Genomic DNA, 18,127 nt, shown 5'->3' with positions numbered 1-18,127 from the left:
CATTTGCAGTGAAAGAAAGTAATCTCCTATTATATCGTGTGTAGTCGATTACATAACATTGTATTGAATAAATTCAAAAAGGTGACTGGTTTTAATTGGGTAATATTTGCTCTAGACTACATGGTAATTAATTCCTTTTTTATGGTATGCTTGAACTATAGCCCGCTTTCTATTGGAAAGGTGATGAAATAAATGGCAGTTCTTTTAGTGGATAATCTATATCAAATGTCTATTGTTTTACTGATCTTATGTTCATTTTGTTTTTATAGATATTTAAAGAAAATAAAAAGGGAAAGAAAGCTTACAGGTTTTGAAATTACGATGTATATCGTGACGCAACTTGCGTATTTCATTTGGGCGGCAACGACTTTTCTTAAAATGTTATCAGAATAGTAATCTTAAAGTATTAGACGCTGAACAGAAAGGTACAGGAGCATTAAAGGTATAAACGTGGGCAAGGGTAATTTATCATCTATTAGGTAAATAAATTTAGTCGAAATCTAGATGGATAACAATATTACTTATAACATCTTTATAAAAAGAGAGGATATAAATGGAACAATATAAGTTAATTGTAAAAGGGCCTAAACAACTTGAGTGGGAAACAAATGAAATTAAGGACATACAGGACGATGAAATTATCGTTAAAACAATCGCAGGAGCGATAAGCATTGGGGCCGAGTTACCACAGTATAATGGATCCGATATTACGGAAACGAATCCTTCTTATCCAAGAAAAACTGGATATGAAAGTTATGGTGAAGTAATTCAAGTTGGTAATCAAGTAACACATGTAAACGTAGGTGATAAAGTAGTTTCTTTTTATGGACATGAAACGATAGGGATAGTTAAGGTACATAAAGTAATTCGAGTGCCTAGTTCTATACAACCTAAAGTTGCTTTATTATCCATTCTTTCATGTGATGCTGCTAAAGGAGTATTGAAACTAAACCCGCGACATGATGAAAAAGTACTTATAACTGGAATGGGAGTTATTGGTTTGTTCGCTTGTTATTTCTTAAAATACTATGTAGGCATTGAGCACGTGGATGTTGTTGAGCCTAATAAAAATAGAAGAGATTTTGCAAAGAAGTTTGGTCCGAAAAACATATATGATTCAGAAGAGAAAATAATAGAAACATATAATTATGGTTTCGAATGTTCTGCTACAAATAGTGGGTTCCATACTTTGCAAAAAGCTCTTAAAACTAATGGTAAAATATGTATACTATCTGATGGTAATATAGAAGAACTAACATTAACTGCTAACTTTTATCAGAAAGAATTGCAAATCATTGGATCAAGTGATGGATACGATTATCAAAAGCATGCAGATTGGTTTTTTGAAGAAATAGGAAAAACACCATTTATAGAAGAGATCTTTCAACATGAAATACATTATACTTCACTCATACAATGCTTTGATGAATTGAGTTTAGGGATAATTAAACCATTAAAAGTATATGTTTCATATGAATAACGAAAAAAATGAGCAAATATTTGTCACATACCTTACAAATGTTTCGTCACATTTATGATTACTAAATGAGGAGGAACATATATGAAAATATTTGTAGCAGGTGCAACGGGTGTAATAGGACGTTCTTTATTGCCAATGTTAATAAAAAATGGGCATACAGTTTTTGCGATGATCCGTAATACTTCGCAAGTAGAAGCAATGAAAAAGGTTGGTGCCATACCAGTAATAGCTGATGTATTTAATAGAAAGGCTGTATTTTCTGTATTAGAAGAAACAAATCCCGATGTAGTTATTCATCAATTAACGTCATTATCTTCATGGGATTTTGAGGATAATGCAAAAATTAGAACAAAAGGCACTCGTAACCTTGTCGATGCAGCTAAAAATGTAGGGGTACAGAAAATAATCGCTCAAAGTATTTCATGGGCGTATGAACCAGGGGATACATTTGCGACTGAAAAAGATTCACTACATATTACTGCTTCCATGCCTCGACAAGTCACTGTTAATGGCATATTGAAATTAGAAGAAGCTGTTACTGAGTTACCTGAATCGGTAATACTTCGTTATGGCACATTATACGGACCAGGAACATGGTATGCGGAAAACGGATTAATAGCAAATCAAGTTCGTAATAATGAGATTATTGCATCAGATGGGATAATCTCGTTTATACATGTCGAAGATGCTGCAAGAGCTACTATGCTAGCCCTTAATTGGCCTTCAGGAATCTTAAATATTGTAGATAATTATCCAGCAACTAGTAAAGAATGGTTACCAATATATGCAGCAGCGATAGGGGCACCTAAGCCTAAAGTTCAAGATGGGAAAGATAGTTGGGAAAGAGGAGCTTCCAATAATAAGGCGCGTAAAGAGTATGGTTGGATACCTTTATTTCCATCATGGTCTGAAGGGTTTAACAACTTAATAGGTAAGTAAAACACAACTTTAATGGGAATGATAGTAAAATACACCATTAAAGGATTGGGTTATTATGAATATAATTTTGGAAAGTATTATATTAACTTTTACTGGAATAATTGTTTTGAAAATGACAGGTAGTGCATCTGTCAGCCAAATGACAAGAGCTGAAATCATTATAGTTGTATCAATCGGCCGTATTATTGTGGAACCTGTATTAAGTAGAAAAGTAGTCCCATCTATATTTGCGGCTATCATATTTGCAAGCATACTACTTATCATTCATTTCTTTGAATTGAAATCAAGGAAGGTGGAACAATTTCTAAATGGAAGTAGCATTATAATTGTTGAAAACGGAGAGATTGTAAAAGAGAATTTGATGCAGGCAAAAATGTCGGAGCAACAACTATATATGCAATTAAGAGAAAAAGGAATCCATGATGTAAAGAGTTTACAGCAAGTTACAGCGGAACCGAATGGTCGTATTGGTTATCAATTAATAAAAGAAGCACAACCAATAACTTTAGAAATGTTAGAAAAAGTATTAGATCGGTACAATATAAAAAGATAATTTCTCGTGAGAAAAAGCCAATACTATAACGGAAGTATTGGCTTTTTTATTTTTCTACAAATGTAAGGATTAATAAAATAGGGTGGATTTTAAACCAATCATTATAATAGATATAGGCTTATAATTGTGCTATATTCAATGGACTTATAGTGAATGTGGTAAAAAATTAATTTGGCATAGGTAGACGCAGCGTTAAAATTTATAAGTTTTTAATGTGATACTAAAAATGGATTGAAAATAAGGAGATAGATACATAATGGAATTTTGGGAATCAAGTTTTATCGAAAAACAAACGATGTGGGGATTTGAATCTACAGAATCTGCAATTTTGACAAAAGATTTTTTTCTTGAAAAGAACGTTAAAGACATATTAATTCCGGGTATTGGATATGGAAGAAATGCAAAGGTTTTTATCGATAATGGTATAAATGTAACAGGTATTGAAATTTCAAAAACAGCCATTGATTTAGCAAAGCAAAATGGACTAGAAGATATTAGTATCTATCACGGTTCGGTAAATGAGATGCCTTTTAATAACAAACTGTATGATGGGATATTTAGTCATGCACTTCTTCATTTGTTGAATGAACAGGAAAGAGAGAAATTTATTGAAGATTGTTATAATCAGTTAAAACCAGGCGGATATATGGTTTTTACAACTGTTTCTCAAAAAGCCCCAATGTACGGAAAAGGAAAACAGCTGGAGCAAGACTATTATGAAATAATGGAAGGCGTAAAAATGTTCTTCTATGATTCTGAATCTATAAAACGAGATTTTAATCAATATGGATTAGTACAAGTTTCGGAAATTGATGAACCAAATAAGAACGTGGTAAATAAACCTTCAATCAATTTTTTTACGATAAAATGTAAGAGAGAACTATAATTAAAAGTTATTAAGAATGATTAAAGATGTTTATATATTGATTATGCACAAATAAAAAGGACAAGCATATAATAGAAGTACCTATTAACTTTAAGTAACCTTAACTTTCTTTAATAGGATATCTCAAAATCCCCAAAAAGAGCACTTGCGGAAACAAGTGCTCTTTTATTTTTTGTTTCATAAATATTTATAGTTGCAAATTTCGTGCAATAAAAATAAATCTGAGAGAAATAATCATATCTTTATTATACGATTATTTTTGAACTACAAACGTTATAGCATTTGTTTTTAATTGAATGTGTCTTTCATTACGAACTATATTATAAGCTAATTCTTTTATTTCAACTTTTACTTCTTTCCATCCTTTATAAATGCTTTTTAATAGACGTATTATTTCTTCGGTTGGGAGATTAATTTCAATTAAAGCTTCTAATTCTTCATTCGTTTTTAAATCAATTTCTTGTATGTTAGAGTTAATAATCAAACAATTAATACCGCCGTTTTTTGTCCCTTTTTTCATAGAATGAAGCACGTTTTTAAAATCTTCTTCTGATTTGACATGTTCTAAACTTGATACTGCAACGATATAATCATAAGCGTTAGAGTCAATATGATAGTTTTCAATTGCTGCTTCTTCTGTTTTTATAACCTCGAATACATCATGTTCTTTGCTATAAATTTGTAGTTTTGTTAAAGCGGAATTAAGTAAATCAACACATGTAACAGTGCCGCTAGTATTTTTTATTTTTTTTGCAATTGGAATGCTATTTCTCCCAACGCCAGAGCCAAGATCAAGTACTTGCAAATTGTTTTGTCCTTCAAAGTGATCCATCAAGTCCATAACTGTTTTAACCGGTTTGTACAGCCAAGAGCCAATTTCAAATAGTTTATATTGTTCATAGCAAAGGTCGTGATATTTCTTTTCTTCTTGTCTTATGTAATCGATACGGTTCACATTGTTTCAGCTCCAATATTTTTATTACAAAATGAATAGGTGGGACAGCCTTTAACATTTGTTTGAATTCGAAAAATACCACCAGCATGTGGATACTCTTTTAATTCGTCATCCGTCATTCTTGTTCTGGCTGTTGTAACATATAAATCAGTTAAGTTAGGCCCACCAAATGTACATGATGTTACATATAACGCAGGAATTGGAATACTTAATATTTGTTCTCCAGTAGAGGGATTCCATCTAGTTATTTTTGAACCTCCCCAATGTGCAATCCATAAACAACCTTCTTCGTCAATTGTCATACCATCAGGTAGACCATCATTTTCAGAGAAAATGATTACATCACTTGGATTATGAATTTCTCCAGTACGTATATTATATTGATAGCGAACCACTTTTTTAGTAGGTGTATCTATAAAGTAAAGGTATGTATGATCAGGTGACCAAGCAATTCCGTTTGAAGTATTTACATGTGAAACTTTTTTCTCTACACTCAAATTATTATGTAAACAATATAAGGAACCTGCAGCATTCATACCGTATGTATCTGTAGAACCTGCCCAGAAACGACCAGCTGGATCACATTTTCCATCATTGAAACGATTTTCTATTAAATGTGGTTCAGGGTCAAAAATATGTGTCAGTTTTTCGGTATTTACATTAATAGAATAAAAGCCTTTTTCCATAGCTAAGAGTAGTACATCCTCTAAATATGGAACAACACAGCCAATTTGTTGATTGAGAGCAATTACTCGGTTCGTATTAGCGGTAGGATTGTATATGCATAATTTTCTCTCCATAATATCAACCCAATATAAAAGTTGCTTTTTTCCATCCCAACATGGTCCTTCAGCTAAACTTGCTTTAGCATCTAAAACTAATTCTATATTACTGAACAAGATGTTCACCTCGCGTTATAAGATATTAATATAATTCGATAAGAATAGAGGTAAACCTTTTAGTCAAAGGATATTAAAATTTATACTGTAGAAAAATGACCTTCTCACAAGTGATTAAAAAAGTGTATAAACAAGGAGAGGAAAATGCATATGATGTTTTATGAGATTGTTTGCTTTTCTTGTAAGAATATATTTCGTGTTTACGAAGGCAGTGAAAAATATAAGCGATTTAAAGAGAAACCAAACGGGGTATATTGTTGTGATGAGTGTAGTCATAAAATTCAATTAGAAGCGATAAAGAATTTTTTTAGGTAATTAAACTAAAATTCCGGAAATCATAACTTAATTTTTATTTTAGAAGATTTTTTAAGAATAATGTCTAAATATAGAATGTAAATAAAGATGAAGTATACACAAAACAATTCGTTTAATCGATAAGTATATATTATGAAAATTGAGTTAGAAATAAAAACGGCAAGCTAGAATTCGCTTGCCGTTTTTTTATAGTTTTGTATGTATTTGTATACCTTTTGCTTTTGCTTTTTCGTTCTTTACGCGTACAATTAAATTATAAGATCCAGATTTTGGTGCTTCAAAAGAAAGTAAACCTTCTTTTTGAGAAGTGACTTCTTCTTCGTAAATGACCTTATCGTCTTTAGTGATTTGTAATAAAATTGTACCCTCTTCAACGGTTGCATCAAAAGGAAATTGTACATTTCCTTGTTCAGTTTTGATCGTTTGTACATCGTAATACCCTTTCAGGGAGCCAATGTTTAAAGTTGTTTCGCCGTTTTTTTGAACCTTGGTGACTTTTACTGCTGTATTACCACATGCGCTTAATAATACAACAAGAGTTAGAATGAGAAATAAACGTAGTAATTTCATAGTGATCCCCTTTTTATCATTATAAAATTTTTCCAATGCGTAAATTAGTTTATCATTTTTTTATAAACAAATATATACATTAAAACTAAAAGTTGTTATTTAGTGATAATCTCTTATATACCATTTGGTTTCTATTAGTCTAAGAAACTTCAGTACATGTTGAATATTCGATTAATAAAATGTTATAGGAGTTAAATATTTTATCTTACTATTAGATTACTTGAATAAAAAGAAAACACCGAAAGTATATATAAAAGCAGGTACTTTCGGTGTTTTCTTTTTTACTATCGTGAATACATTTTCGGACATTCATCACCACTTGGCTCATAAAAACAATGGCTTTTAAACTGTCCTACAAATGGCTGATTATACCATTCAGGTGGACAAGCTCCGACTGGACGGAAATACCAAAGAGCCCATCGTGCAGGCCAGCGCCATTGACCTTGTAAAACTTTTCGTGCGATTTCTTTTTCTGATTCACGAGCGCGTTGATAAAAATATCCATATTGTACTGCTTCAAATCCGCCGGGGCTTTGATATACAGCGTCTCGTACGGTACGGAGTTGTTTAAAATCTAAGCAATCACAAAATACACGGTTTACTACAACGCATCCAACTAACTCCTCACCTTGGCGACCTTCGCCTTCAGCTTCAGCACGAATTAATCGAGCTAGTAAATCAACATCACTTTCGTTGTATGGAATAAGGGGCATAGTGATACCACCTTTCTGTTATAGTAAAGAGTGTATGTTATAAAACAATCTGCGTGCTTTTTTACATAAAAATAACATTTAATTTTAAGAGGAGCTTGTATAAAAAGAGCTAATTAGTAATAGTAGATAAATATAAAAGGGAGAGGTATTATGTATCGAATTCATAAAGACCATATTATTTACTCAATGTCACCAGAAAATAAGCCTTGTATGGAAGTGGAAATTGGGAGCAGTCTTGTATTTGAAACATATGATTGCTTTGAAAATCAAATCGATTCTGAAGATGTTGTGTTTCAAGAATTAGATTGGAACCGAATTAATCCGGCCACTGGACCTGTATATGTTAAAGGAGCAGAACCTGGCGATATATTAGCCGTAACGATTGAAAAGATTAAAATTGCAGAGCAGGGCGTTTTGACTACAGGTGCAAACCTTGGTGTAATAGGTGATGAGTTAAATGAAAATACAGTGAAAATTGTCCCAATACATAATGAACATGTTTTGTTTTCAAGTGAACTACAAATCCCGATTAATCCAATGATTGGGGTAATTGGTACTGCACCGAAAGAAGAGAGCATTTCATGTGGCACACCGCATGATCACGGCGGGAATATGGACTGTAAAGAGATTAAAGAAGGAACAACATTACTACTACCAGTTAATGTCTCAGGAGCACTATTAGCGTTAGGTGATTTACACGCAGCGATGGGTGATGGTGAAATTGGTGTTAGTGGTGTAGAGGTTGCTGGTGAGGTAACGGTAACAGTTCAAATTATAAAAGAAAAGAAATGGCCGTTACCAATGGCTATTCAAAAAGGAAAAATGATGACGATTGCTTCAGAGAAATTGTTAGATGATGCAGCAAGTCGTGCTGTACATAATATGGTAACATTTTTACATGAAGAATTAGCAGTGTCTAAAGCTGATGCAACTCTTTTATTATCGGCAGCAGGTAATTTAAAAGTTTGCCAAGTTGTGGATCCGTTGAAAACGGCGCGTATGGAATTAGGGATGGATTATGTGGAGAAACTAGGATTTACTTTTAGTAAATTTCATATTAAATAGATAAGGGACGAAAAAGGATACTTTTGTATAAAAGCATCCTTTTTTTAATTTACGGATTTTGTGAAAAGAGGTAGTATTTATTTTATATAAGTATATTTGAGATTGTGGATTAAAAAGGAGTTCAATAATGGTCAAAATTATGATTGTAGAAGACGATATGAAAATTGCAGAACTATTATCAACATATGTTGCGAAATATGGTTATCAAGGAGTTATTGTATCGGACTTTCAAAATGTATTAGACATTTTTTTAGATGAACAACCAGAGTTAGTTTTATTAGATATTAATTTACCGAGTTTTGATGGTTACTTTTGGTGTCGTCAAATTCGTGGTGTTTCTACATGTCCGATACTATTCATTTCGGCTCGTGAAGGTACGATGGATCAAGTTATGGCGTTAGAAAACGGTGGCGATGATTTTATTCCGAAGCCTTTTCATTATGAAGTTGTAGTGGCGAAAATTCGTAGTCATTTAAGACGTGCATATGGAGATTATGCACCGAAACTAGAAGAGCGAATGATTGAGCAACAAGGCCTTTGTTTATATCCTGAAAGACTTGTATTGAAACTTAGAAACGAAGAGATTGATATAACGAGAAACGAAGCTATTTTATTAGAGACATTAATGAAAAATTATCCGCGTGTTGTGAGTAGGGAAGTGTTGTTAAATAAATTATGGGATAGCGAATCTTATGTTGATGATAATACATTAAGTGTAAATACAACACGTGTGCGTAAAAAGTTACAAACGTTACATATAGAAGGTGCGATTGAAACGATTCGTAGTGTTGGATATAGATTGCATATTACTTGGGATACTGGTATAGAAAAATGATAAGGTTGTTTATACGTGATCATATACCACTTATTTGCTTTACTATAATTCAACTACTAGCTATATTTCTCGTATATTGGTTTGATGGGCATAATCATATTACAACGGCGTTATATGCAATGTTTCTAGGTGTTTTCTTTATGGGAAGTTATTTAGTGTTTCGTTATTTTACACATCGTTCTTTTTATGAGCGCTTAGCAAACCCGATGCAATCTTTGGATGAATCTGTTCAAAAATCTGATTTTGCAGCTGTATCGGCTGCTCTTCAAGAACTACTTGAGGTGCAATATCGACATTATCAAAATCAGCTGCAAATGCAAGAGAGAAAAAATAATGACCATTTAACCTTTATGAATCAGTGGATTCATCAAATGAAAACACCTTTATCTGTAATAGAATTAATTACACAGGATGAAGTAGATTCACGTTTTGAAAGTATAAATGAGGAAACTGATCGATTAAAAAAGGGATTAGAAATGGCTCTGTATGTCGCACGTTTAGAAGCATTTACACAAGATTTTTATGTAGAAAGAGTACAACTATATAAAATAGTGAATGATTCGGTACATGAGCATAAACGGTTCTTTATCCGGAATTTTGTATATCCAGAGCTTGAAATTGATAAGGACATTACAGTAGAAAGTGATGCGAAATGGTTACAATTTTTAATTGGACAAATACTATCGAATGCGATTAAATATTCATCTGGTAGTAGAGAGAAGATTAAAGTGAAAGCTTGTAAGGAAGGTAATAATGTTATACTTGAAATTGCTGATAATGGTGTAGGAATACCGAAGCAAGATTTACCAAGAGTGTTTAAACCTTTCTTTACAGGAGAAAATGGTAGAGATTTTAAAGAATCAACTGGAATGGGGCTATATCTCGTACATGAAATTACGAAGCAATTAGGACATAGTGTAGAAATCCATTCAGAAGTTGGTAAAGGTACCGTTGTACGTATTAAATTTTAAATGTGTAAAAATGACTCAGGCTAAAGAACTTTTGAAATAAGTTTTTTAGCCTTACTTTATATGGATTAAATAAAATGATATAAAAGACTGGTATGATCCTAATAAAAGGTCGTGTAAGTATGTGTAATGACACAATAATAAATAAGGCTGTTAAATGAGAGGTTTTTAATAATTTATTAATATTTAAATAGTTTTTTGTAAGAAAAAAGCTCGCCCTTTGAAAGAGCTAGCTTCATGAATTTTAATTAAGTAAACAAACTTAATAATTTATATCCAATTAATCCTAAAATAGTGATAGGAACCATCATTAAGAAAGAAGAAATTCGATTAGCATTAGAGCGTTCTAATACAAGAATCAAGATAATCCCGACTATGACTTCGGTATATCCAACAGGTAACATGTGACTATAGTCTTCAAAATTTAAAAGAATGTGAAGTCCATCCGTTACAAAAACGCCACTAATAAGCGCGCTTCCGAATTTATGAAGTGGATCCGTAGTATCTTTCCATAGAAAACCTGCAACTCCAAAGATAGTTCCTCCTATACATGCACATACAATCCATACGGATATAAAATAAATAGAGTGAGCTACATTTTTAATAACTATTGCATAACCATAGTAGCCTAATACCATACCGAGTAGTGCAAGGATACCAGAAAGTATAGCTGTACGCTTAGAATAACTAAAGCTAGCCACAAAAAAGGATGGAACTAACCAAACGCTTCCTAGATTAGCTAATGAATTCCAATGTCCAGGAAGTATACCTTGCCCCAATTTAGTTAGTATACCAACAATTATCCCTACTATAATCGGGACGAGAAAAATCCTTAAAAACATATTTAACTTTGTGATTTTTAATGTCCTGTCCATAAATTCAATCCTTACATTAATATTTTCTGTAAAGATATAATAGCTTATTACAAGGGAATAATCAATAAAAATTTATCGAAAAACAATAAGTTATTATTGGATAATGAATAACATTTTGTTTTTATACAAAATTTATCCCGCTTTAATGGGCAGTAAGACCCCCACCTCAAAATTCAGCGAAAGCAAAGAAATTAGGTGGGGGTCGGGCTGCCCATTAAAGTCCGATTGGTTCAACTAATAATCAGTGGGGATGAAGAAAACCCCCACTGATTAAAGTTTCACTTTATATAATAGAGAGTGCTTAGAAGTTTACTACTGGGGAAATCTAAAGGACGTATTACAATCAATGTAACTTGTGCTTATTCAACATGAAGTTAAGGAATGATAAATAAACCTAAAAGAAAGCAATCTTTTTAACAGCACATATAATTGCATTTACTCATACAGTACTAGTATGGTACAATATGGTTATTAACGACGGAAAGGAATGATGGGTGGACGATGATTAACTAATCTTATTTTTAAATGTTGAAATTCAATAAATTTCAATTTCTAAAAAATAGGATTAGTCTGCCCAATTTCCATACAACGGTATTGCTATTTATATTGCGCAATAGCTTATTTGGGTATAAATAATGTAATGACTAATCCTGCCAAATTTATTTGGGAGGATTTTTTATTCTCCCTTAATGAAAGGGATCGGTATTTATGAAAGAACTATTAAAATTAAATGATGTTTATGTTGAAATAAAAGAAAATATGTTGTTAGAGAAAATGAATGTGACAGTAAAACAAGGGGATGTTATCGGATTAATCGGTAAAAATGGTGCTGGTAAATCAACGTTACTTCAATTAATAAATGGGAAGATTGAACCTTCAAAAGGTACTGTTGAATGGATGCAAATGAATATGACAACAGCATATGTTGAGCAAGAAATAGAATCTTTTATTAGTAATGATGTAATTGCAAAAGAAGCAGAACTTCTTGCGAAATGGGGCGTGCCAACGAACGATTTTCATACTTTAAGTGGTGGTGAAAAGCTGAAAATTCGATTAGCAAAAGGATTTGCTGAAAATCCTAATGTCTTAATATTAGACGAACCGACAAATCATTTAGATGAGATCAGTACGGGATTTCTCATTAAACAAATAAAAAACATGAAAGGTACAGTTATCGTTGTATCGCATGATCGATATTTTTTAGATGTTGTCGCAACAAAAATATGGTCAATTGAGGACAAAAAATTAATTGAGCATAGTGGTAATTATACGAGCTACATGAAAGCACGTGAGAAAAAAAGAAAGTCGCAGCAGCGTGAATATGAAAAGCAGCAAAAAAAGATAGAACAAGTAGAAACACATATAAAAGAATTGAGTTCATGGTCACAAAAGGCACACGCGCAGTCTACAAAACAAGAAGGTGTGAAAGAATTCTATCGTGTAAAAGCGAAGCGAATGGATGCACAAGTGAAGTCAAAACGAAAACGACTTGAAAAAGAGCTGGAGAAAGCGAAAGTAGAACGTGTGAAAGAAGAGTATTCAGTTGAGTTTTCTATTCAAGCGAACAAAAAAGTAGGAAAACGTTTTTTAGAAGTGAAGCAATTAAAAAAAGACTTTCATGGGAAAGTATTATTTGAAAACGTTAATTTTACAATTCAGCACGGTGAGAAAGTTGCGATTGTTGGACCAAACGGTAGTGGGAAAACAACATTACTGAAGATGATTATGGGAACGGAAACTGCTGAAGGAGAAATATGGATTTCACCATCTGCGAACATCGGCTATTTAACACAAGAAGTTTTTGATTTACCGCTTGATAAAACACCAGAAAATTTATTTTTTAAAGAGACGTTTGAAGAAAGAGGAAAAGTCCAAAATTTAATGAAACATTTAGGGTTCCAAGCTTCTCAATGGAAAGAGCCGATTGAGCATATGAGTATGGGAGAAAGAGTAAAATGTAAGCTAATGGCTTATATTTTAGATGAAAAAGATGTACTCATTTTAGACGAACCGACGAATCACTTGGATCTACCTTCACGTGAACAACTTGAAAATACATTAGCTGAGTATAACGGAACATTAGTAATTGTATCTCACGATCGATATTTTCTGGAGAAAACAACTAACACAAAACTCGTGTTTTCAAACAATACGATACAAAAGCAGCTAGAAGAACCTACGAAAACAAGAGATGATATTGAAGAGCTACGTTTAACGTTAGAAACAGAGAGACAAGAAGTATTAGGGAAATTAAGCTTTTTAACTTCTAACGACAAAGAATATAAAGCACTGGATGAACGGTTTATGGAACTTACGAAGCAGATTAAGGAGCTTTAATGTAAGTAAGGGGGATTAACATGGATGAAGAGAGATTCACTAAGTTATTTAAAATAGATTGTGGAGATATATACCTACAAGAGTTTACGGTCAAAGATGCAGAGAGTATTTATAACATATCCAATCAACCGGAAATAGAAAAATTTTTACCGGACTGGAAATCGACGAAAGAACAAAGGGTTAATTGGGTTGTAAATTATGAAATACCAGAAAATAAAGCGTTTCTTCATGCAGTGAGAACTACGACTAACATAGATGATCACATATTAAGAATAGGAATATTTAAGAAAACCACAAATGAATTTATTGGATGGTGCTGCACAGGTATGAAAGAAGAACTCCCTTCACCAAACAGAGAGATAATGTATGCTATCTCAAATGAACATCAAATCATGGCTATGCTACAAAAGCGACTAAAGGTTTAATTGACTTTTTGTTTAAAGAAACAAATTTAAATGTCCTTAACGCAATTGCTTTAATTAACAATGTAGCATCAAATAAAGTTATTGAAAAATGTGGGTTTATTTATAAGAGCCAACAGAGGATAGAAAATCAAATATATAATCATTATATATTGAGAAGATCTGAGTGGATAAAAATATAACGTTGGGTAGTAAAAGACCGATAAAGCAATCGGTCTTTTCTCATTTATATAATAAAGGTTTCATATACTTTGTATTTCCTGCTACTATACAATTATTATAAGATAGTTATGCGTTAATTTCAGTTTAAAAAAAGTTTTATTATCAGTTTTTTTAGAAATCTTACAAGCGTGTAAGATAAATGAAAGGCGAATCAATATGAGCTGTAAGACAATTCATTTACACTCTGTTATGAGACGTGCAAATGAAGGGAGAATATACATGGAAATTTTACATGCAAAAAGTATTAGTAAAGTATATAAAGGGAAAGTACCTTATAAAGCATTAGTTGATATTGATTTATCAATTCAAGAAGGTGAATTTGTAGGGATTATGGGGCCATCTGGTAGTGGAAAAACAACGTTATTAAATATGGTATCTACTATTGATTCTCCATCATCGGGAGAAATTTTAATAAATGGCACAAATCCTTTCCAATTATCATCAGAAGATTTAGCGTTATTCCGCAGAAAACAATTAGGATTTGTTTTTCAATCATTTAATCTTCTTAGCACACTTACTGTAAAAGAAAACATCGTATTGCCGATGACTTTAGATGGTGTTTCCGTGCAAGAAATGAACAAGCGATTGGAAGAGATTGCAGAGAAGTTAAATATTACAGATATCTTGAATAAAAGAACATTTGAAATATCAGGGGGACAAGCTCAAAGAACAGCAATCGCTCGTGCGATCGTTCATAAGCCGCAATTATTACTTGCAGATGAACCAACAGGGAACTTGGACTCTAAATCTTCAAATGATGTAATGGAGATGCTTGATACTCTTAATAAAGAAGAAAAAGCAACGATGATGTTAGTTACACATGATCCGTATGCAGCGAGCTTTTGCAGCCGAGTAATCTTTATTAAAGATGGTCAACTATATAACGAAATTTATTGTGGTGAAAGCAGACAAGCCTTTTATCAAAAGATTATGGATGTTCTTTCTTTGTTAGGAGGGAAAAGGCATGACTTTTCGTCAGTTCGCATTTAATAATATTTTTCGTAATAAGCGTACATATGCTGCCCATTTTTTAAGTAGTACATTTTCTATTATGGTTTTCTTTACGTATGCTCTTTTATTATTTCATCCTGATTTACAAGGGGAATTAAAATCAACAAGTGCAACAATGAGTGCATATGGTACGATGGGATTTACAATTTCGCAAGGTTTGATTTTTGTATTTTCATTTTTCTTTATTTTATATTCAGTTAGTTCATTTTTAAAAACTCGTAAGAAAGAATTTGGCATATTAATGATGCAAGGTATGTCAATGAGACAGTTTAAGAAATTATTATTAATTGAAAATATGTTGATTGGACTTGGTTCAATTTGTATAGGGATTTTCATTGGACTCATATTTTCTAAACTAGTTTTATTGATAAGCGCAAGTGTATTAATGATTAATAATGGTTTGCCTTTTTATACACCAGTGAAGGCTGTATTATTAACAGTTATCACTTTTCTTTTCTTATTTTTCATTGTTTCACTATTTACATTTAAAATGGTAAAAATAACGGAACTTGTCGAACTTATTCGAGCAGAGGAAAAACCAAAACCTGAACCGAAATCTTCAATTTTATTATCACTGCTTTCTTTAATTAGTATAGGATATGGATATTTCTCAGTATTTCGCTTTATTTCAAGTTCCAGTTTTACTACACTTGGAATGGGTGTCTTACTAGTAATTATAGGAACGTACTTTTTATATACACAGTGTAGCGTTTATATATTACATCTTGCTAAAAGGAGAGAATCTTTCTTTTTAAAAAGAACAAATATATTAACGTTTTCTGAATTAATTTACCGTATGAAAGATAATGCAACGATGTTTTTTATTGTATCTATTATTTCAGCAGTTGCATTTACAGCTATTGGTACAACAGCTGCTATTGGTAATAGAAATTTAGTGTGGATGACAAACCCATATACATTTCTGTATGAAAGCTCTGAAAACAACAAATTGGTAGATAAACATCTCTCTATTATAAAAAAACATCTCTTGGATGCAAATATTCCGTATCGAATGGCTTCATCTTCAAGTAAATTTACAGAAAGTAACGTAAATGTATTGAAATTAAGTGAATATAACGAACTTACGAGAGCACTCGGGTACCAACATGAAACGATTGAAAAAGAAGATGAAATTTTACTAATCCCTGGGAGGGTGTCACAAAAGCAAGAATTTAAAAATGGTGACTATAAAAAAAATATTGAAGTCATTCAAGGAGATTGGACAAAGACATTTCGTGTGAAGAAAACTGTAGAGAATTTAGTTTTACCACATGATTCTAGTAGTATTTATATTGCTGTTCAAGATCATGTGTATGATGAAATTCCTCTGACGAGTAATCCAGAGGATGAAGATATTCAACATCGTACTTACGGATTTGTTGTAGATGATTGGATAAAAACGAAAGAGATTTCCAATCAATTAAAGAGTATATTCGATAAAGATCTTAGGGACAGAGATTTCTACTTTGAAGCTTTAACATTAAACTTGTTGGAGGCAAAGCAAAAGAATGGTTTATTACTTATGGCAAGTGTTTTAGTCGGAATCGTTTTCTTTACATTTGCTGCTAGTTTTATTTATTTTCGATTATATACTGATTTGAATCGTGATCAACAGCAGTATAAAATGATTTCGAAAATGGGGTTAAGTAAACGGGAGCTAAAGAAAGTTGTAACGAGACAGTTATTATTAATGTTCTTCTTACCGATTGCTGTTGCGGTGATTCATACTGTAGTAGCGTATACGGCACTGCAACAATTAGTTAGTTTTTCTATTTTAAATAGCTCGATTTTTATTTTAATTTCATTTATATGTATACAAGTTTTATATTTCTTTATTACTCGTTGGCGTTACCTACAAAAGCTTTATAAGACTATGGAGCAATAAAGGATATCAACTAATAAAATTACAGAAAAGCATGTAAAAAATGATATGAATTATGAAAGGAACCGTGATGAAAAGAACTTTAACTATTTTTATGTTAACTATAATACTTTTAATAAGCTTTAGTTCATGCTCTAAAAAGGATAAATCATTTCCTGCAAACGGTGTATTAATTATTGGAGATGAAAATAATATTTCACCAATTATTAATCGTTATCAGGAAATTACGAAAGAAAATGAAGTGTTTTCTGTGAAAAAAGGTGAAGTTGGAAATGGACATGTATTAATTTTAAATGAATCTACAGCACTAGCACTGATTAAAGAAAAAATTTTTCATAAACGAGGTAATGGCTCAAATTATATTTTAGATACGTTACCAAAATTCCCAAAAGAAGGATCACTATTGTTTACAAATGAAGACGAAAAGACTATGAAAAGTATTAAAATAGAAGGAAATGAGATTCCTGTTACATACGATAGTGACACTTGGATAGGAAACACTCGTAAATATCCAACGCAATCGTATGTGATTGTAGCAAAAAATAGCGTATATAAGGAAATAAAAGCAAATGAAACGAAAATGCACCTTCTTCAATTAAAGAAATCTCTAGGTGATGAAAGACCTAAAATGTCGACAGATAATACAATGGTTAATGAAAATGTCAAAGTAAAAAAGCTAATTAAAGGTTTGGAAGGAGAAGTATCTTTTCAATTTGTAACGATTGGCGAAAAACCTTAAAAAAGAGTTCGGAGTTGATAAAAATTTCATCAGCTTCGAACTCTTTTTAGTTTATAGACAAATCAATTATTATGCTTTACATTACTTCATTTAATCGAGTCTCGTTTGTTTCCTCAATCCCATTTGAATTTTGAACTGAATTATTTTGGGCTTCTTTTTCTTTACGAGCCTTTTGTAGCATTTCAAGGATGATCCATAAGGGAACACCTTTATCCTTTAACATCTTCCATAAATCTAATTCATTAAATTTATGCTCAGGCTGTTTCATTTCTTTTTCAGATAAACGAATATCAAACTTGATAGGATCATTTATTTTCTTACTTTCAAGTTTAGTAGAAGAGATAGTATTATGCTCAAGATTAGATGGAGTTATTTTAGTAGGTTGAGACAATGTATGAATATTTGATCCGATTTGCATGATTTTTCCTCCCTTTCAAGCAATGAGATTAGTTTTCTTATGG

Annotated in this window: 19 protein-coding genes and 1 pseudogene; 14 read left to right on the top strand and 6 right to left on the bottom strand. The window is 32.0% G+C overall.

What is annotated here, in order from left to right:
* Positions 1-192 precede the first annotated feature (192 nt).
* The 5 genes from GBN91_RS23340 to GBN91_RS23320 all read left to right on the top strand — a co-directional run bounded on the left by GBN91_RS23340 (position 193) and on the right by GBN91_RS23320 (position 3,858).
* A complete protein-coding gene (locus GBN91_RS23340) occupies positions 193-393 on the top strand; it encodes a hypothetical protein (protein WP_000279689.1) in 201 nt (66 codons plus the stop codon).
* A gap of 160 nt (positions 394-553) precedes the next feature.
* Positions 554-1,480 carry a zinc-binding dehydrogenase gene (locus GBN91_RS23335; RefSeq protein WP_078439914.1) on the top strand — a complete coding sequence of 309 codons (927 nt, stop codon included), beginning with the start codon at positions 554-556 and terminating at the stop codon, positions 1,478-1,480.
* An 81-nt stretch (positions 1,481-1,561) separates the two neighbouring features.
* Complete coding sequence (locus tag GBN91_RS23330) at positions 1,562-2,419, top strand: NAD-dependent epimerase/dehydratase family protein (RefSeq protein ID WP_152122466.1); 858 nt, start codon at positions 1,562-1,564, stop codon at positions 2,417-2,419.
* A gap of 55 nt (positions 2,420-2,474) precedes the next feature.
* Positions 2,475-2,972, top strand: coding sequence for a DUF421 domain-containing protein (locus tag GBN91_RS23325; RefSeq protein WP_001021411.1), 498 nt, complete (start codon positions 2,475-2,477; stop codon positions 2,970-2,972).
* Between the two features lie 256 nt (positions 2,973-3,228).
* Positions 3,229-3,858: a class I SAM-dependent methyltransferase gene (locus GBN91_RS23320; RefSeq protein ID WP_000397627.1), complete on the top strand. Its 630-nt coding sequence runs from the start codon at positions 3,229-3,231 to the stop codon at positions 3,856-3,858.
* Positions 3,859-4,111: 253 nt separating this feature from the next.
* Here GBN91_RS23320 and GBN91_RS23315 read toward each other — a convergent pair whose 3' ends face one another.
* Positions 4,112-4,813: a class I SAM-dependent methyltransferase gene (locus GBN91_RS23315; protein WP_088363929.1), complete on the bottom strand. Its 702-nt coding sequence runs from the start codon at positions 4,811-4,813 to the stop codon at positions 4,112-4,114.
* Positions 4,810-5,712, bottom strand: coding sequence for an SMP-30/gluconolactonase/LRE family protein (locus GBN91_RS23310; RefSeq protein WP_152122465.1), 903 nt, complete (start codon positions 5,710-5,712; stop codon positions 4,810-4,812). Before GBN91_RS23310 ends, GBN91_RS23315 begins: the two co-directional genes overlap by 4 nt.
* Positions 5,713-5,856: 144 nt before the next feature.
* Between GBN91_RS23310 and GBN91_RS23305 the strand changes: the two genes are divergently transcribed.
* Complete coding sequence (locus GBN91_RS23305; protein ID WP_000551048.1) at positions 5,857-6,027, top strand: DUF2197 domain-containing protein; 171 nt, start codon at positions 5,857-5,859, stop codon at positions 6,025-6,027.
* A 186-nt stretch (positions 6,028-6,213) separates the two neighbouring features.
* Here GBN91_RS23305 and GBN91_RS23300 read toward each other — a convergent pair whose 3' ends face one another.
* On the bottom strand, positions 6,214-6,597 hold the full coding sequence (locus GBN91_RS23300) for a BA_1872 family lipoprotein (protein ID WP_152122464.1): 384 nt from the start codon (positions 6,595-6,597) through the stop codon (positions 6,214-6,216).
* A gap of 284 nt (positions 6,598-6,881) precedes the next feature.
* Positions 6,882-7,310 carry a cell wall hydrolase gene (locus GBN91_RS23295; RefSeq protein WP_001128402.1) on the bottom strand — a complete coding sequence of 143 codons (429 nt, stop codon included), beginning with the start codon at positions 7,308-7,310 and terminating at the stop codon, positions 6,882-6,884.
* 150 nt (positions 7,311-7,460) lie between these two features.
* Here GBN91_RS23295 and GBN91_RS23290 point away from each other — a divergent pair, with 150 nt between their 5' ends.
* The 3 genes from GBN91_RS23290 to GBN91_RS23280 all read left to right on the top strand — a co-directional run bounded on the left by GBN91_RS23290 (position 7,461) and on the right by GBN91_RS23280 (position 10,181).
* Positions 7,461-8,375, top strand: coding sequence for an acetamidase/formamidase family protein (locus GBN91_RS23290; RefSeq protein ID WP_152122463.1), 915 nt, complete (start codon positions 7,461-7,463; stop codon positions 8,373-8,375).
* A 127-nt stretch (positions 8,376-8,502) separates the two neighbouring features.
* The gene (locus GBN91_RS23285) at positions 8,503-9,210 is read left to right on the top strand and encodes a response regulator transcription factor (protein WP_000239007.1); all 708 of its coding nucleotides are present in this window, start codon (positions 8,503-8,505) and stop codon (positions 9,208-9,210) included.
* Positions 9,207-10,181 (top strand): sensor histidine kinase, encoded by a 975-nt coding sequence (locus GBN91_RS23280; RefSeq protein ID WP_002164532.1) that lies wholly within the window; start codon positions 9,207-9,209, stop codon positions 10,179-10,181. The genes GBN91_RS23285 and GBN91_RS23280 overlap by 4 nt, the downstream gene beginning before the upstream one ends.
* Positions 10,182-10,426: 245 nt before the next feature.
* On the opposite strand, the gene GBN91_RS23275 is transcribed toward GBN91_RS23280, so the two are convergent.
* On the bottom strand, positions 10,427-11,053 hold the full coding sequence (locus GBN91_RS23275) for a DUF6518 family protein (protein WP_000376271.1): 627 nt from the start codon (positions 11,051-11,053) through the stop codon (positions 10,427-10,429).
* Positions 11,054-11,761: 708 nt separating this feature from the next.
* Between GBN91_RS23275 and abc-f the strand changes: the two genes are divergently transcribed.
* The 5 genes and pseudogenes from abc-f to GBN91_RS23250 all read left to right on the top strand — a co-directional run bounded on the left by abc-f (position 11,762) and on the right by GBN91_RS23250 (position 17,666).
* Positions 11,762-13,390, top strand: coding sequence for a ribosomal protection-like ABC-F family protein (abc-f, locus tag GBN91_RS23270; protein ID WP_000661370.1), 1,629 nt, complete (start codon positions 11,762-11,764; stop codon positions 13,388-13,390).
* A gap of 20 nt (positions 13,391-13,410) precedes the next feature.
* Positions 13,411-13,994 (top strand): annotated as a pseudogene (locus tag GBN91_RS23265) (GNAT family N-acetyltransferase).
* Positions 13,995-14,253: 259 nt separating this feature from the next.
* The gene (locus GBN91_RS23260) at positions 14,254-15,024 is read left to right on the top strand and encodes an ABC transporter ATP-binding protein (protein ID WP_000404282.1); all 771 of its coding nucleotides are present in this window, start codon (positions 14,254-14,256) and stop codon (positions 15,022-15,024) included.
* On the top strand, positions 14,999-16,930 hold the full coding sequence (locus GBN91_RS23255) for an ABC transporter permease (protein WP_006921585.1): 1,932 nt from the start codon (positions 14,999-15,001) through the stop codon (positions 16,928-16,930). The genes GBN91_RS23260 and GBN91_RS23255 overlap by 26 nt, the downstream gene beginning before the upstream one ends.
* Before the next feature lie 67 nt (positions 16,931-16,997).
* Entirely contained in the window at positions 16,998-17,666 is a 669-nt protein-coding gene (locus GBN91_RS23250; protein WP_006921587.1) for a lipoprotein BA_5634 family protein, read from the top strand.
* 76 nt (positions 17,667-17,742) lie between these two features.
* Here GBN91_RS23250 and GBN91_RS23245 read toward each other — a convergent pair whose 3' ends face one another.
* Positions 17,743-18,084: a DUF3914 domain-containing protein gene (locus tag GBN91_RS23245; protein WP_001165493.1), complete on the bottom strand. Its 342-nt coding sequence runs from the start codon at positions 18,082-18,084 to the stop codon at positions 17,743-17,745.
* Positions 18,085-18,127: the final 43 nt, after the last annotated feature.

It is taken from the genome of Bacillus sp. B1-WWTP-T-0.5-Post-4 (genome assembly GCF_009183795.1).
GTDB classification, from domain to species: domain Bacteria; phylum Bacillota; class Bacilli; order Bacillales; family Bacillaceae_G; genus Bacillus_A; species Bacillus_A cereus.
Note: the sequence above shows the minus strand (reverse complement) of the source record. Positions and strands in the feature narration are given on the sequence as shown.